The following is a 15937-nucleotide window of genomic DNA, read 5'->3' on the forward strand; positions in this document are numbered from 1 at the left end:
CCCTAATATATTATTATATTAGGAGATTTAGGCATTTTTATTATGTATTTGTCATAAACTATTTTTAACATTCCTAGTATAGCATAAAATTTAAACTTTGATTTAAGTAAAGAGGATTTTAGTATAATGTGGGCTTTAATATAAAAGGAATGATTTGAAAAAGATTAATGCTATTTTGTTTGTATGCTTAGGGAATATTTGTCGCTCACCTTTAGCGGAGGGGATTGCTAGGGATTTAGCGCAAAAGAGGGGAATGGATTTGAAAATAGATTCTGCAGGAACTAGTGGTTGGCATATTGGTGAATCTCCAGATTCTCGCTCTATTGAGGTTGCAAAAAATAATGGGATTGATATTTCTTATTTAAAGGGTCGCAAGGTTAATGCTTATAATGATGATAGTTTTGATTTAATTGTTGCGATGGATAGGCAGAATTATCAAGATTTATTGCGGTTTTTTTCTAAAGATAAAGTGGTTCTTATGGGGGATTATGGATTAGAGGGGAGAGATATACCCGATCCTTATCATTATAGAGATTTAGAGGGGTTTAAAAAAATCTATGAAATGTTGTATTTAGCTATTAATAGGCTTTATGATGAAATTTCAGAGTGCAATTAAGATTTAGATTATGTGGTGTAGCAAAAGGTAACAGATTCTAAAAATATTTTTTATAATTTTAATATACAATATGTATTTATAAAATATATGCTATTATTTTTTTGAAATTTCAAAAAAAGGAAATATAATGCCAAATTTAACCCATAATCATTTTTCTGAAGATACCCTTGCTTTACACGCGGGTTATACTTATGATACCCAAAGAACTTTAAGTGTCCCAATCTACCAAAATACTGCGTATAGCTTTGAGAGCCTAAAACAAGCAGCTGCTAGGTTTGGTTTGGAAGAGCTGGGGAATATTTATTCGCGATTAACTAGCCCAACGGTTGATATACTAGGGGCTAGACTTGCGGCTATAGAGGGGGGTGCTTTTGGTATCCCTACTTCTAGTGGAACATCTGCGGTATTTTATGCGTTAGTGAATTGTGCGCAAAATGGTAACAATATTGTGTATTCTAATAAAATCTATGGAGGAACACAGACTTTAGTTGTGCATACTTTAAAGCGATTTGGGATTGAAGCTAGAGTTTTTGATATTGATAATATTGAGGAGACTTTAGAAAAAGCCATTGATGCAAAGACTTCGGCTATCTTTTTTGAAAGTCTTTCTAATCCGCAAACTGCTATTGCTGATGTAGAGAAAATCACAAAGATTGCGAAAAAACATAGGATTGTTAGTATTTGTGATAACACTGTGGCTACTGCGTTTTTGCATAAACCCTTTGAATTTGGTGTAGATATTAGTGTGTATAGTTTAAGCAAATATGTTAATGGTCAAGGGAGTGCTTTAGGCGGTGTAGTGATAGAGCGTCCCAATCTTAATGAATTGCTTAAAAATAATCCTCGCTATGCCCCCTTTAATACCCCTGATGAAAGTTATCACGGATTGGTTTATGCAAATTTGCCTTTACCGATTTTTTGTATCCGCATTATCACAGAATGGCTTAGAAATACTGGTGCTACACTCTCTGCACAAGCGGCTTGGATTATCTTACAAGGTTTAGAGACATTAGGGCTTAGAATCAAAAAGCATAGTCAAAATGCTTTAGAAGTTGCTAAGTTTTTACAATCCCATCCTAAAGCCCATAATATTTGTTATCCTGCCTTAGAGGGGGATACCTATAATGGGCTTTTGAAAAAGTATTTTAAAGATTCTTTAAGTAGTGGACTTTTGAGCTTTGAAGCAGAGAACTTTGAAGTGGCACAAAAGATTTGCGATAGTTTAGAACTCTTTGCTATTGTTGCTAATATTGGGGATTCTAAATCATTAGTTATTCATCCAGCCTCTACAACGCATTCGCAGCTTAGTGAGAAAGAGTTACAATCAGCGGGAGTTACTCCTTGCACGATTCGCTTAAGTATTGGGCTAGAAAATCCTTGTGATATTATTGCGGATTTAAAACAAGCTTTAGAAAAATAAAAACAAAGGGAGATTGCATGTTAAGTGCGTTATTATTAGGTTCATTGCTTGGCTTTGTGTTGCAAAGAGGCAGGTTTTGTGTCGTTAGTGCATACAGAGATGTTTTTTTAGGTCAAGGAATAAAAATGTTTATTGCACTCTTTATTATTATTGCAGTGCAGAGTGTAGGCATTTGGACTCTCAATTCTTTGGGATATATTTCTATTAAACCACGAGAATTTTATTGGTTATCCACAATTATTGGAGGGGTAATCTTTGGCTTTGGAATGGTGGTTGCAGGAGGTTGTGCTACAGGGACTTGGTATAGAGCCGCAGAAGGACTGATTGGTTCTATTGTGGCTTTATTTTTCTACGCCCTTAGTGCAAGTGTTACAAAATATGGAGCATTTTTGCCTTTGTCAAATTATTTAAAGACTTTTAAGGTTTCTGATGGTGCAATCCATCAAAGTTTAGGAATTTCTGTATGGGTTTTAGTAATTGGGTTAAATTTAATTGTTGGGTTTTTTGTTGTTAAGGAATTACGCAAACCACATCTTAAAATTGCACGTTTAAAACCCCAGAAAACGGGGGTTTTGCATTTATTATTTGAAAAATCCTGGCATCCTTTTATCACGGCTTTATTGGTAGGATTTATTGCGATTTTAGCTTGGCCTCTTTCTTCTTTAAGTGGAAGGAATGCAGGTTTAGGCATCACAACTCCTTCGGCAAACTTGATACAATATTTAACTACAGGTAATACAAAATTTATAGATTGGGGGGTGTATTTAGTTCTTGGAATAGCCTTAGGTTCCTTTTTAGGCGCTAAGCTATCAGGAGAGTTTAGATTTCGTATTCCTGATAAAAAGCTTTTAGCTTATGCAAGCATTGGAGGGATATTAATGGGGGTTGGAGCTTCCTTTGCAGGAGGTTGCACGATAGGTAATGGTTTAGTAGAAACTTCGCTTTTTTCTTATAAGGGTTGGGTTGCTACTTTATTTTTCTTAGTAGGTGCTTATATAGCCACCTTTTTTATAATCATATTGCCAACACAATATGGCAAAAATCCTAAGGGGATCTCATGAATGTTTTAGATACTAGGGGTAAAGTTTGTCCTTTTCCGCTTATAGATGCAAAAGTCTTTATCCAAACTATAAAAAGTGGGGAAGAATTGGAAATTCTTTTTGATTGCACACAAGCCATAGAAACAATCCCTCAATGGGCTGCTGAGGAAGGGCATGAAATTATTAATTTCGTGGCTTTAGGTGATGCAGAATGGAAAATAAATCTTATCAAAAAGTAAAAGGAAGAAGAAATGCCAGTTGTTATTCCAGAGGATATTCCAGCCTTTTCGTTTTTAAAAGAAAAAGCCTTTATTATGGGGGAGATTCGTGCAAAAGCTCAAGATATTCGCCTTTTAGAGATTCTTATTATTAATTTAATGCCTACCAAAATAGAGACAGAAAATCAGCTTTTATCACTCCTTGCAAACTCTCCTTTGCAGGTGAATATTACGCTTCTTTCTACACAGAGTTATGTTGGCAAAAATACGCCTAAGAGTCATTTAGATAGGTTTTATGTGAATTTTGAAAATATTAAGGGTAAGAAATTTGATGGGGCTATTGTTACAGGTGCTCCTATTGAACATTTGCCCTTTGAAGAAGTGCAGTATTGGGAAGAATTAGTTGTTATTATGGAGTATTTAAAGCAAAATTGCACAAGTACAATGTATTTATGCTGGGGGGCAATGGCGGGATTGTATTATTTCCATCAAATACAAAAAATTCGCTTAAAGGAGAAATTATTTGGGGTTTTTGAACATTCTTTAATCAAAGAGGATTTATTGCTTAATGGATTAGATGATATTGTTAGAATCCCTCATTCTCGCTATTGTGCTATGAATCCTTTGCAAATAAGAGAGAATTGTGAGTTAAAAATCTTATTAGAAGGAGAGCTTAGCGGTATAAGTGCAATAAAAGATTCTAAAGACTTTTTTATTTTAGGGCATCCTGAATATGCTAAGGATACTTTAGAGACAGAGTATAAGCGGGATTTACAAAAGGGTTTAAAGATTAAAAAACCGCAGAATTATTTTAATTCACAAGGAGAGGCGGTTTTTTCTTGGCGTTCTTCGGCGAGTGTGTTGTTTTTAAATTGGTTAAATTTTTCTGTGTATCAAGATACACCTTTTATGCTTAATGATGAGAAAAAGCGTTAAGTGCTAAGATTTTTAGTTTTTAAGTTAAAAATAAGGTATTTTTTGTATTTTTTTGCTAGAATATTAAGAATTTTTTAAATTTAGCTTTTCAATTTTTCCAAATTAGGTTTTTTTATGTTGCAGAAATTTATCAAGAAAACGAGATTGCCTTTTATTTGTTGTTTGCTTCCTTTAGCTATTAATGCCGCTACGATTAAAGAGGATAAATGGGAACAAGGACAAACCTTACTAACTTTTTTTGAAAAAAATTCTATTCCTGCAAAAGTTTATTATGATTTAGCACCAGAGGACAAAGAACTCGCTGATGAAATTATTAGCGGAAGTACTTTTTATACACTCTATGAGGGTGAAAGGCTTTTGCAGGCGTTAATTTCTATTAATGAAGATTCGCAGTTGCATATTTACCAAAAAAATGGTGTTTATCAAATGCGTGCAATGCCTATTACCCATTTTGTAGAAAAACGAACCTTAGCACTTTCTGTGGAAAGCTCTTTGTATAATGATATTGTGAAATATACAGGCGATACTTTATTGGCTTCGGATTTTATACAGGCTTATAAAAATAGTATTGATTTTAAGAGACAGATTAAAAAAGATGATAAATTTGCTATTGTTTATGAGAGAAAATATAGACTTGGAAAATATTTTGGCTCTCCTAATATCAAAGCTTCAATGTTAAATGTGAGCAATCACGATCATTATGTTATTCGTCATCAAGATGGACATTTTTATGATATACACGGGAATAATCTTAATAAATACCTTTTACTAACACCATTGAAATATAAACGTATTTCTTCGCATTTTTCTACTGCTAGAAAGCATCCTATTTTAGGCTATAAACGCCCTCACTTAGGGGTGGATTATGCAGCATCTAGACATACACCTATTAAGGCTGCTGGTAAGGGTAGAGTTGTTTTTGCAGGCGTTAAAGGCGGATATGGAAAAACGGTGATTATTCAACACGAAAATGGTTATAGGACTCTCTATGCTCATATGCATAATATTAATAAAGGTATTAAAGTAGGGGCTTTTGTAGAGCAAGGCAGACAGGTAGGAACGGTGGGAAGCACAGGACTTAGCACAGGTCCTCATCTACATTTTGGAGTCTATAAAAATGGTAATGCAGTGAATCCATTGAAGCATTTACAAATCGCCCAAACAAAGCTAGAGGGCAAAGAGCGTGAAATTTTTTTAAGATTGGCAAACAATTATAAGAATGAACTTGATGGTATTTTGGCAAATAATATTGAAAATGTTCCTTTTAAAACATTGAAAAATTCTTATATTGTTTATTTGACACAAGATAGGTTAGCACCTGCTAATGAAATCAACTAAAAGCATAACTAATATTCGCCTATGTGAATGTAAAGATTCTCCTTATATTAAGCCTAAAAGTATGTTCTTTTGTGAAAATGGTAAGGAGAGGAAATGGGATATTATTCAAGCCCATGATAGTGTTGCTGTTTTTCTTTATCATAAACAAAAAGAATCTTTTGTTGTAGTTAAGCAATTTCGTCCTGCGGTTTATCTTAAGGAGATGGCAAATAACACACAAGTAGAGATTGGCTGGACTTATGAGTTATGTGCGGGAATCACTGATAAAACTGATAAAACTTTAAAGCAGATAGCTCAAGAAGAGATTTTGGAAGAGTGTGGGTATAATGTGCCTTTAGAAGAGATTTATAAGGTTACAGAATTTTATAGCTCTGTGGGATTTGCAGGGAGTAAGCAAACTTTGTTTTTTGCACAAATTGATGAGAATTATAGGGTAAGTAATGGGGGTGGGGTTGATGATGAAAATATAGAAGTGATTTTTATCCCAAAAAGTCAAGCTTATTCTTTTATTTTTAATGAATCTTATCCTAAAACCTCTGGAGTTATGTTTGCTTTTTTGTGGTTTTTTAAAAAAGAAGTTTTATGAATCATAGTTATGCCCTTCAAGAAATTACAAAGAAATTAGAGACCATTAAAGAATCTTGGCAAATTTATGAAATTTTTGAAGCAGAAAAAAAACGTTTTAATGAAGAATATCAAAGTTTGCAAAAGGATAAAGAGGAATTAATCCAAACTTTTAATGAAGTTTCTGCTAAAAATGCTTTATTAAAGGTGCAAAATAATGAATTAGAGGAGAAAAATAAAGCATTAGAGAATGCACTTAAGGAGAAATTGCATTTATTAGAAAGCTCCCAAGAAATTCTTAAGCTAGAGAAGAGCAATCCTAAGATTGATTTTTCTTTAATAAAAGTACATCTTAATACTCTTGGAAATTTGCTTTCACAAGCAAAGGTTGATCTTCCACCAAAGCCTATTGTTCTAAAAAAGTTAGAAATTTCTTATCAAAAGCGTAAAAAACTTCTTGCAGCCCCAGCAAATGATTATGTATCCTTGCAAGAGGCTATGGAGTTATTTTATTTATTAGAGCAGTTATTAGAGCAGATACAGGCTATTACTTTAGAGTATTCTAAAATAAATTCAGAGATTGCCTATCAAGAAAATAGAGAAAATGGAAGTTAAGACTTTAAAAATTTTTGTCTGTGCTTTAGAATATTCTTCTAACATTCATCTCTTCTCTCTTATTAAAATCTTAAAGCAAAAGCAGATAAATTTCACTTTAGAGGGGGTTTTTGATTCCTTACAAAGGGATTATAAAAGCCTTTTTGGTGTTGAGGAATTTAGGGTTATGGGATTTGTTGATGCCCTAAAATTACTCCCTAAGTATTTCAAAATACGAAAGGTTTTATTACAAAAGGCTAGAGAGTGTGATATTGCTATTTTTATGGATTCTTCTTCTTTTAATATTCCCCTTATTCAAAATCTTTTTAAAAGCAATAAAAAACCTTATATTATCTATTATATACTTCCACAAGTTTGGGCGTGGAAATCTTATCGTGCTAAGATTTTAGCAAAGATTTGTGATGAACTTTGGGGAATATTGCCTTTTGAATGTGCTTATTATCCAAATGAAGCAAGAATTTCTTATGTAGGACACCCACTTTTAGATACCCTACCTTTTTCTTATGTATGTAAAAGAACAACCAATCTTATAGCCTTTATGCCCGGGTCTAGGGTAGCAGAGATTAAAGCTTTGCTACCTGTTTTTAAGATTGTAGCTGCAATCTTAAAAAAGCAGAATAAACAAGCTTTATTAATTATTCCTAAGCATTTCAAAAAACAACAATTAGAAAGAATTTATGGAAATGTTGAGGAGTTTGCCCTTTCTTTTGATACTTATGAGGGATTAAGGGATTGTGAATTTGCCTTTGTATGTAGTGGCACGGCAACTTTAGAGACTACTTTACTTGGGATTCCAACACTTTTGGTTTATAAGGCTAAGGCTATTGATTTTTTACTTGCAAAATCTTTAGTGAAATTAAATTATATTGGTTTGGCGAATATTTTTTTAGAATTTTTTTTCTTCCACTCTCCTAAAAATAATCCCAGTATTCATAACTTCCCTATTATTCCAGAGATTTTACAGCAAAATGTAAAACCGCATATTCTCTTAAAAGAATGGGAGGGTTTTGATTATGAAAAGTTTTTTTCACAAAAGGAAGTTTTAATGCAATATTTAAAAAATGGGAGTGCGGAAAATTGTGCGAGAAAAATTGAATATTTTGCAAAAAACTTATTAAAATAAAGGGCTTTTTAACTCTCTTTAGTTAGTATTATGAATTAATTTGTATCGGAGAAGTTTTGTGGAACCTATGACAGAATATGGCTATAATAAGCTTTTAAATGAACTTAAAAACCTTAAAGAAGTGGAACGTCCTCAAAATATTAAAGAAATTGATATAGCAAGGGAATATGGGGATTTGAAAGAGAATGCAGAATATCACGCCGCAAGAGAGAGACAGCTTTTTATTGATGCAAGGATTAATGAGCTTACGCAACTTGTAGCACAAGCTCGTGTTATTGACCCCTCTACTATTACTCACGATAAAGTGAGTTTTGGCTCTACAATTACTTTAGAGGATTTAGAAAGTGAAAAGAAGTTTTGTTATACCATTGTAGGGGCTACAGAGAGTAATCCTGATAAGGGTTTAATCTCCTATCACTCACCCTTAGCTAAACAGCTCTTAGGTAAGATTGTAGGGGATGAAGTGAGTGTTGAGCTACCTCGTGGAAGGGTAGATTATGAAATTTTAGATATTTGTTATAAAGAAATTTCATTTTAAATTTAAGGTGTATTGATGGCAACTTTAAAAGTTAAAAAGCTCTCCTCTAAAGCGGTTTTGCCAAAATATCAGAGCAGGGGTGCTGCAGGATTTGATTTATGTTCTACAGAGGAGTTAGTAATTCCTGTTGGAAGATGGGCATTAATTGCAACTGGACTTGCCTTTGGGATTAAAAGGGGGTATGAGATTCAAATTCGCCCACGCAGTGGGTTAGCTTTGAAATATGGATTTACTATTTTAAATACACCCGGGACTATTGATAGTGATTATCGTGGAGAGATTAAGGTTATTGCTATGAATTTTGGGGAAAAGGATTTTAGGATAAAAGTTGGCGATAGGATAGCTCAAGCAGTGCTTTGTAAAGTTAAACAAGCAAAGATTAAAGAAACTGCTTCACTAAATAAAACAAAACGCGGTAGCTGTGGATTTGGCAGCACAGGAATTTAAGGAGAGAAAATGAGCTTGCGACAAAATGTTAATTATATTAAAGATGAATTTAACAATAATGAAAAAATGCTAGAGGGCTTAATACGTTTTGAAAAGTGGTTTAAACATTATAAAATCCCTATTATTGTGCTTGTTGCTGCTTTGATTTCTTGGTTTGTTGTGTATAATATTATGAGTTACTATCAAGAAAAACAGCAATTAAAAATAGCAAACTTTTATGAAAAGGCGTTATTGGGCGATGAGATGGCTATTCAATCTTTAAAACAAAGCCAAAGCAAACTTTATGATTTGTATCTTTTTCAAAAAGCTCTTTCTTCTAATGATCAAGTTATTTTAGAGCAATTACAATCCTCTAAAGATCCTATAATCGCTAAATTTTCTAAATACCAAAATGCGAGTTTAAATCGGAATATTGAGGTTTTAAATTTGCAGGATTCTACAGAGTTTGGCTATCTTCAAGCTGCTTTTTTAGAGATAGAAAAGGGAAATTTTAAGGAAGCAAAGAATATCTTAGAGAAAATACAAAATAATTCCCCTACAAAAGATATTGCTAATGCTTTAGAGCATTTAACTATAAAAGGAATTAAAGAATGAAAAAGATTGGTTTGGTTGGATATTGTCTTTTAGCGGTTTTTATTGTAGGTTGTGGGTCGAAATTTTATTTTAATCCCCCAAAAGATGAAGTTAAGGGAAGGGTTTCCTATACAAGATCTATTAACTCCCCCATTGTTTTTATAACGCGTAATGGAGCAACTTTGAAAAATAGACGATTTATTACAAAAAATGGAGAGATTCCTGAAGTATTTTTGCCAAAGAATGCTCGCTATTTAAATGAATCTGAAGAATATTATTTAGCAACGAATAATTTTAAAGAATTGATTTTAATCCACAAAGAAACAAAAGAGATTCGTTCTTTACCATTTGATTTTAATCCTGTAAGTGCTAGTATGCGAGATAATTTAATTGCTTTAGTCTTTGATAATAATACTTTAAGTATTTTTGATATTCAGACTAATAAGAGTCTTTATAAACTAGAAAATCCTCCTGCACCTACTAATGATACTTTGATTGCTTCTCCTTATTTCTTAGGGGATATTATTATTTTACCTACTTTAGATGGTAAGCTTGCTATTGTTGATAAAATCAATATGAAAATGGTGCGTAATATTGTTGTTAATGGGGATAAGTATTTTAATAATGTTATTTTTCTAGAAGCTATTGATAATCGTATGGTCGCTGCTACGCCTAAACGCGTTATTTCAGTTAGTCCTTCGGTGATTAACACTTTTGAAGCAAATATTAAAGATATTTTATTTGTAGGGGATAGGATTTTTTTATTTACCTCTGAAGGTGAAGTTATTTTAACAGATAGGGATTTAAATGAAACAAAACGTATTAAATTCCCTTTTGCACATTTTACGGGGGCAAATCATGGTCAAAAGATTAGTGTCTTAGAAACGCGTGGGTATATGATTAATATTGCAGATGATTTAAGTGAACATGAGATTATAAAGATTCCAGGTAAAATTAAAAAACCTGTTTTTAGTGCAAATCGAAAAATTTTTGTTAATGATTCATATTTTCAAATTAAATAGGTTATAAATGATTCTCTGTGATATAGGAAATTCTTTTTTGCATTTTTATTATCACGGAAAGGTTTGGAGGGAGAGTAAGGATAATCTTTCTGTAAAAGATTCTAAAGAGATTATTATTTTTATTAGTGTTAATGAGGAATTGACAAAAACTTTATTGTATTCACACGCTAGTTGTTTTGATTTAACGCCTTTTTTATCGCTTGATACTAATTATAAGGGATTGGGGGTTGATAGAATTGCTGCTTGCAAAGCCATTAAAGATGGTGTTATTGTGGATGCAGGCAGTGCAATCACCATTGATGTGATGCAACAAGGTATTCATCTAGGGGGTTATATACTTCCCGGGATTGCTCAATATAAAAAGGTATTGGGTTTAATTCCCATTTTAGATTGTGAAATGAATCTTGGTGTAAGTGTTGATACTTTTCCTCAAAATACAAGAGATGCGGTAAGTTTTGGTATGCTAAAGTCTATTCTTTTAATGATAGAAAATACTTCTAAAAGTAAAAAAATTTATTTCACCGGTGGGGATGGAAAGTTTTTATCGCGTTTTTTTGTAAATTGTATTTATGATGAATTATTGGTTTTTAAAGGTATGCAAAAAGTTATTACAGAGGAGATTACTTCAAAGGGTATTGTTCTATGATAAAGGTTGCCTTGCCTAAAGGCAGAATTGGTGAAAAAGCTTTAGAGGTTTTTGAGGGGTTTTTGCAAGAAAAATTATGCTTTGAAAATAGAAAGCTTATTTTGCAAAAGAATGATTTTTGTTTTATGTTAGTGAGGAATCAAGATGTTCCTGTTTATATCAAAAGGGGAGCTGCTGATATTGGTGTAGTGGGTTTAGATGTTTTAGAAGAGCAGCAAAGCCCCTTGGTGCGTTTATTAGATTTAGGGTTTGGGAGATGCAAAGTAGTCCTTGGTTCTCCTAATGGATATGTGCTAGATTTTTCAAAACCAAATTTAAAAATTGCTACAAAAATGGAAAATATTACGAAAACTTTTTTTGCTAGAAAGGCTTTAAGTGTCGAGGTTATTAAACTTTATGGTTCTATAGAATTAGCCCCTTTAGTGGGTATGGCAGATGCGATTGTAGATTTAGTGGAAACTGGAGATACAATGCGGCAAAACAATCTTAAAGTCGATGAAGTAATTATGGAAGTGAGTGCTTATTTGGTCGCAAATCCAAATAGTTTTTATTCCCAAAAAATAAAAATCTTAAAGATTCGGGATTTTTTTAAAAATAGAATTAAGTAAGGAGTGAAAATGGGACAAACAATTACAGAAAAAATTTTTTCTGAACATATTGGAGAGGAAGTTTATGCAGGAGATATAGTAGATTGTAAGATTGATATGGTAATTGGTAATGATATTACCACACCACTTTCTATTAAAGCTTATGAGCAAAGCGGTGCTAAAAATCTTGCAAATCCAGAGGGATTTTGTATTGTAATGGATCATTTCATTCCAGCAAAGGATATTGCAAGTGCTAATCAAGCAAAAATTAGTCGGGATTTTGCTAAGAAGCATAAGCTTAAATATTTCTTTGATGAAAAAGATATGGGTATTGAACACGCTCTTTTGCCAGAGAAAGGTTTAGTAGTTAGTGGAGATGTGATTATTGGTGCGGACTCTCATACTTGCACACACGGAGCATTAGGGGCATTTAGCACAGGTATGGGAAGCACAGACTTAGCCTATGCAATGATTACAGGCAAAAATTGGTTTAAAGTCCCTAGTTCTATTAAAGTAGAGTTTATTGGTAAGCCCGCTAAACATATTTATGGCAAAGATTTGATTTTAGAAGTTATCCGACAAATTGGTGTTGATGGAGCCTTATACCAAGCTTTGGAATTTTGTGGAGAGGGAATAGGGTATTTAAATATGGATGATAGATTCTCACTCTGTAATATGGCTATTGAAGCAGGGGCAAAAAATGGAATTATTGCTGTTGATGAGGTTACAAGAGAGTTTTTGCGACAAAGGAAAAGTTTAAGGGCTAAACCTAGGGAGTTTTTCTCTGATAGTGATGCGAATTATACGCAAACTTTACAGATTGATATTAGCACTTTAGAACCTGTGATCGCTTACCCATTTTTGCCTAGTAATGGAAAGAGTGTTACACAAGCAGTGCGTGATGATTTAAAAATCGATCAAGTGTTTATTGGGAGCTGCACTAATGGGAGATTAAGCGATTTACGCATTGCTAGTGAGATTTTAAAGGGTAAAAAAGTGCATAATGATGTGCGATTAATTGTAACACCTGGGACGCAACAAATCTATAAAGATGCTCATAAATTAGGTTATATTGATATTTTATTAGAAGCTGGAGCTTTGATTTCTAATCCCACTTGTGGAGCGTGTCTAGGAGGATATATGGGGATTTTAGGCGATAATGAACGTTGTGTTTCTACAACAAATCGTAATTTTGTAGGGAGAATGGGTGCAAGGAATTCTGAAGTCTATCTTGCAAACTCTGCAGTTGCGGCTATAAGTGCTATTAAGGGCAAAATAGCGGATCCACGCGAAATTTAGTTATCGTTTGTTTAATCCGCTCTCTAGGGCTTTGTCTAAGAGCTCTTTGCGGTTTGGGTTTATGGATTTAAAATATTTTTCTATTTCTAAAACTAATTTAGCATTGACATTTTTGTGAGAGGCTAGAATACTGACAAATTCTAAATCAAAGTTTTCATTTTCTTGAAAATAAGAGGTGTGGTGTATCTTAGCAAGGCTGCTATATTGATGGAGGGATTCTAAAGTATTTTCTTTTTGCCTTAAAAGCTCTAGAATCTCTTTGGCATTTGGCATTTTTTCTTGTTTTTTTTGGGGTTGGGTATTTTTGTAAAAAAAGAATATAAAAAACAATGAGATAAAAATTAGCCCAATGCTTAAGAAAATAATAACTAATACCCAATCCTTTTGCTGCATTTTTTGCCTTTAATATTTTTTTAAGATTGTAGCATTTTCTTAAAGAAAATTTCATAAATTTATGGAATCTATAGGGGAATATTCTTATAATTGAAAGAAAATAAGGAGTTTTTATGAGTGTTGAAGTATTTAAAGAAAAAGTTGCAAAGATAGAAGCTAAGAGTAATTATAAGAAACCTTTAGGTTTTGGCATTTGTTATGCGGATATAGGCGTTATGAACAATAAAGTCTTGCAGGCAACTTATCCAGTGTTGAATTGGGATGAAAATTTTGGGAGTTATGCGATTTTTTGGGATTTGCGTGATAAATGTGAGATTTTAGAGGATAGTGAGAGTGAGTTTGTTTTTGGCATTACAGAGGAATTTATTATTCAAGCTTTAGAGGATTTTTCCCCTTTTATCGCACAAACACAAAGTAATCCTAACACACATAAAAATGTCGCTGTTGTTTTAGAATTGCAAAGGGCTTTACAAGAGGGGAGAATTTATACAGATAGCGGGGATTTTCGTTATCGTTTTTGTGCAATTTATCAAGATAAACAATGCCAAAGTGTGGAATCTGCTTATATGAAACTACTTGCGTTATCACTAGGAAAAGCACCGCTTAGGAGCTTGTATTTAGATGGTATTTTTGGGCTTTTAAGTAATGTTGCTTGGAGTGGGAATGTGCCTTTTGAGTTAGAATGGTTAAGGGAAAATGAGATTGCACTTAAAATGCGTGGAGAGTTTCCGGCAATTGATTTTGTTGATAAGTTTCCTCGTTATTTAATGCAAGTTATTCCACAATATGACAATATCCGCTTGTTAGATACCGCTAAAACAAGATTTGGTGCATATTTAGGGAATGGAGGTTATACCCAAATGCCAGGGGCTAGTTATGTGAATTTTAATGCAGGAGCAATGGGTGCTTGTATGAATGAGGGGCGTATTAGTTCAAGTGTTATTGTGGGTGAAGGTAGTGATGTAGGCGGTGGAGCTAGTATTTTAGGGGTTTTAAGCGGTGGAAATTCTGACCCTATTAGTATTGGTAAAAATTGTCTTTTAGGGGTAAATAGCTCTACAGGCATTTCTTTAGGGGATGGTTGTATTGTCGATGGTGGAATCGCAGTTTTAGCAGGAACTATTTTTAAAATCTCTTTAGAGGAAGCACAGAAATTAGCAGAGATTAATCCGGGATTTGAGATTAAAGAGAGTGGAATCTATAAGGGCAGAGAGTTATCGGGTAAAAATGGGGTGCATTTTAGATGTGATTCTAAGAGTGGGAATATGATAGCTTTTCGCTCTAATCGTAAAATTGAACTTAATGCTGCTTTGCATTAAGGAATTCCTACTTTTTGACAGGATGAGTGAGACTTAAATTTTTGCCTTTATTTTTATACGCAACATACTTAATCTATACAAGACTTCTTCATAAACTGCAAAAAGCTTTTTGTAGTTTTAAACCCTTTTTGCATTATGCTTCAAAATGAGAGCTAAAGTTTAAATCTGTATTTCTCTTTATAAATATTGAGAAGTTTAAAGTGTCAAAAGAAATACAAAACACTAATGCTGGGTTGTATATCAAATCTAGTATTTTTGATTACAGAGGTTATAGAAAAATGTAAAGAGGGATTGGAAAGAGGCTAAAAATGAAAATTTAAATATTTTAGTAGTTGGTAAAACAGGAGCTGGTAAAAGCTCTTTGGTGAATTACTCCCATTTAAGAAGTGAGGGATTCCTAACTCAAACTAATCTAATCCTCTTTGTAAGATATTTATATATCTTTTATAAGTCTTCTCTTATAAACTTTGGTTATGTGAATACTGCTGTTGGGATTGATAAGACTTTTAATGGTATTTTTACCGCTTCTGTTGAAGCTGGGATTAAGAAATATGTTAAGAATGACTTTAAAACAGGGGTTAAAGTTAATCGACAAGCATTTGATAGTAGTTCGAAGTTTTTAGATACTATGGGTTATGTGAATGCAGGATTAATCCTTAATCTTAATGATGATACAACCTATGGTCTTTACTACCAAGGTATAGGTGGAAAAGATAACTTTAGCCATACAGCCCTTTGGAAGGTAAATTACTTGTGGTAAGGGAAGTAGGCATAGCTAATAGTTATTTGATTGTGGTGCATTGGTTAAAATGAATTGGGAATAACTATTTGATGATAATACCAGAGGAAACAAAAGAGGCAATCAAGACAAGGGTAAATATTCTACTTCTAATTCTTAATAGGTTTGTGATTACTTTATTTGTCTTGTATGTCAAATAAAGAGGTAAAGTTAATGGTAGTAATGATTTTGTCTTCATCTATTTGTCTAAGATTCCATTGTTGTCCTTAAGTTTGCACTATATAGGAACATTGAACATATTTTATAAGAATTAAAGAGATTAATGAGATTAAAGAAAGAAATAAAGGATAATAAAGAGATTATTAGAGAATAATTAAAGAGATTCCTTTTAAAGAAGAAGTTTCCCTAAAACTTCTTCTTATTAACATCTTCTAATATCTCTTGAGCAATAGCATTAACATTTTGTGTAACACTATTGGTATCATTAACAATCTCTACATTATT

Annotated in this window: 20 protein-coding genes; 18 read left to right on the plus strand and 2 right to left on the minus strand. The window is 33.0% G+C overall.

Annotation, left to right across the window (positions count from 1 at the left end; all coding sequences use genetic code 11):
- The first annotated feature begins 154 nt into the window (after positions 1 to 154).
- From LS72_RS09180 to leuC, 16 genes are all read left to right on the plus strand, one after another.
- Positions 155 to 616 carry a low molecular weight protein-tyrosine-phosphatase gene (locus tag LS72_RS09180; protein WP_138155284.1) on the plus strand — a complete coding sequence of 154 codons (462 nt, stop codon included), beginning with the start codon at positions 155 to 157 and terminating at the stop codon, positions 614 to 616.
- A gap of 127 nt (positions 617 to 743) precedes the next feature.
- Positions 744 to 2036, plus strand: a complete 1293-nt coding sequence (locus LS72_RS09185) for an O-acetylhomoserine aminocarboxypropyltransferase/cysteine synthase family protein (RefSeq protein WP_034555122.1) — start codon at positions 744 to 746, stop codon at positions 2034 to 2036.
- Positions 2037 to 2053: 17 nt separating this feature from the next.
- Complete coding sequence (locus LS72_RS09190) at positions 2054 to 3097, plus strand: YeeE/YedE family protein (protein WP_034555123.1); 1044 nt, start codon at positions 2054 to 2056, stop codon at positions 3095 to 3097.
- The gene (locus tag LS72_RS09195; protein WP_034555124.1) at positions 3094 to 3315 is read left to right on the plus strand and encodes a sulfurtransferase TusA family protein; all 222 of its coding nucleotides are present in this window, start codon (positions 3094 to 3096) and stop codon (positions 3313 to 3315) included. The genes LS72_RS09190 and LS72_RS09195 overlap by 4 nt, the downstream gene beginning before the upstream one ends.
- 12 nt (positions 3316 to 3327) lie before the next feature.
- Entirely contained in the window at positions 3328 to 4230 is a 903-nt protein-coding gene (locus LS72_RS09200; protein ID WP_138155285.1) for a homoserine O-succinyltransferase, read from the plus strand.
- Positions 4231 to 4344: 114 nt separating this feature from the next.
- The gene (locus LS72_RS09205) at positions 4345 to 5568 is read left to right on the plus strand and encodes a peptidoglycan DD-metalloendopeptidase family protein (protein ID WP_052087311.1); all 1224 of its coding nucleotides are present in this window, start codon (positions 4345 to 4347) and stop codon (positions 5566 to 5568) included.
- A complete protein-coding gene (locus LS72_RS09210; protein WP_034554272.1) occupies positions 5555 to 6154 on the plus strand; it encodes an NUDIX hydrolase in 600 nt (199 codons plus the stop codon). Before LS72_RS09205 ends, LS72_RS09210 begins: the two co-directional genes overlap by 14 nt.
- Complete coding sequence (locus LS72_RS09215) at positions 6151 to 6747, plus strand: coiled-coil domain-containing protein (protein ID WP_034554273.1); 597 nt, start codon at positions 6151 to 6153, stop codon at positions 6745 to 6747. The genes LS72_RS09210 and LS72_RS09215 overlap by 4 nt, the downstream gene beginning before the upstream one ends.
- Positions 6737 to 7870, plus strand: a complete 1134-nt coding sequence (gene lpxB / locus LS72_RS09220; protein ID WP_034554274.1) for a lipid-A-disaccharide synthase — start codon at positions 6737 to 6739, stop codon at positions 7868 to 7870. The genes LS72_RS09215 and lpxB overlap by 11 nt, the downstream gene beginning before the upstream one ends.
- 67 nt (positions 7871 to 7937) lie before the next feature.
- The gene (gene greA / locus LS72_RS09225) at positions 7938 to 8408 is read left to right on the plus strand and encodes a transcription elongation factor GreA (protein WP_034554275.1); all 471 of its coding nucleotides are present in this window, start codon (positions 7938 to 7940) and stop codon (positions 8406 to 8408) included.
- Positions 8409 to 8423: 15 nt separating this feature from the next.
- Positions 8424 to 8855, plus strand: a complete 432-nt coding sequence (dut, locus tag LS72_RS09230) for a dUTP diphosphatase (protein ID WP_034554277.1) — start codon at positions 8424 to 8426, stop codon at positions 8853 to 8855.
- Between the two features lie 9 nt (positions 8856 to 8864).
- Entirely contained in the window at positions 8865 to 9449 is a 585-nt protein-coding gene (locus LS72_RS09235) for a hypothetical protein (protein WP_034554278.1), read from the plus strand.
- A complete protein-coding gene (locus LS72_RS09240; RefSeq protein WP_034554280.1) occupies positions 9446 to 10450 on the plus strand; it encodes a PQQ-binding-like beta-propeller repeat protein in 1005 nt (334 codons plus the stop codon). The genes LS72_RS09235 and LS72_RS09240 overlap by 4 nt, the downstream gene beginning before the upstream one ends.
- Positions 10451 to 10457: 7 nt before the next feature.
- A complete protein-coding gene (locus tag LS72_RS09245) occupies positions 10458 to 11096 on the plus strand; it encodes a type III pantothenate kinase (RefSeq protein WP_034554281.1) in 639 nt (212 codons plus the stop codon).
- Positions 11093 to 11704, plus strand: a complete 612-nt coding sequence (gene hisG, locus LS72_RS09250; RefSeq protein WP_034554282.1) for an ATP phosphoribosyltransferase — start codon at positions 11093 to 11095, stop codon at positions 11702 to 11704. The genes LS72_RS09245 and hisG overlap by 4 nt, the downstream gene beginning before the upstream one ends.
- 9 nt (positions 11705 to 11713) lie before the next feature.
- Positions 11714 to 12982, plus strand: coding sequence for a 3-isopropylmalate dehydratase large subunit (gene leuC, locus LS72_RS09255; protein ID WP_034554283.1), 1269 nt, complete (start codon positions 11714 to 11716; stop codon positions 12980 to 12982).
- On the opposite strand, the gene LS72_RS09260 is transcribed toward leuC, so the two are convergent.
- Positions 12983 to 13375 carry a hypothetical protein gene (locus LS72_RS09260; protein ID WP_034554284.1) on the minus strand — a complete coding sequence of 131 codons (393 nt, stop codon included), beginning with the start codon at positions 13373 to 13375 and terminating at the stop codon, positions 12983 to 12985.
- Positions 13376 to 13488: 113 nt separating this feature from the next.
- Here LS72_RS09260 and LS72_RS09265 point away from each other — a divergent pair, with 113 nt between their 5' ends.
- Positions 13489 to 14694, plus strand: coding sequence for a 2,3,4,5-tetrahydropyridine-2,6-carboxylate N-succinyltransferase (locus tag LS72_RS09265; protein WP_034554285.1), 1206 nt, complete (start codon positions 13489 to 13491; stop codon positions 14692 to 14694).
- 364 nt (positions 14695 to 15058) lie between these two features.
- Positions 15059 to 15454 (plus strand): hypothetical protein, encoded by a 396-nt coding sequence (locus tag LS72_RS09270; RefSeq protein ID WP_138155286.1) that lies wholly within the window; start codon positions 15059 to 15061, stop codon positions 15452 to 15454.
- A 384-nt stretch (positions 15455 to 15838) separates the two neighbouring features.
- Here LS72_RS09270 and LS72_RS11720 read toward each other — a convergent pair.
- Positions 15839 to 15937, minus strand: a 99-nt coding sequence (locus LS72_RS11720) for a hypothetical protein (protein ID WP_414458056.1), incomplete at its 5' end; no start/stop codon positions are given.

The organism is Helicobacter apodemus, from assembly GCF_000765745.2.
Classification (GTDB): domain Bacteria; phylum Campylobacterota; class Campylobacteria; order Campylobacterales; family Helicobacteraceae; genus Helicobacter_D; species Helicobacter_D apodemus.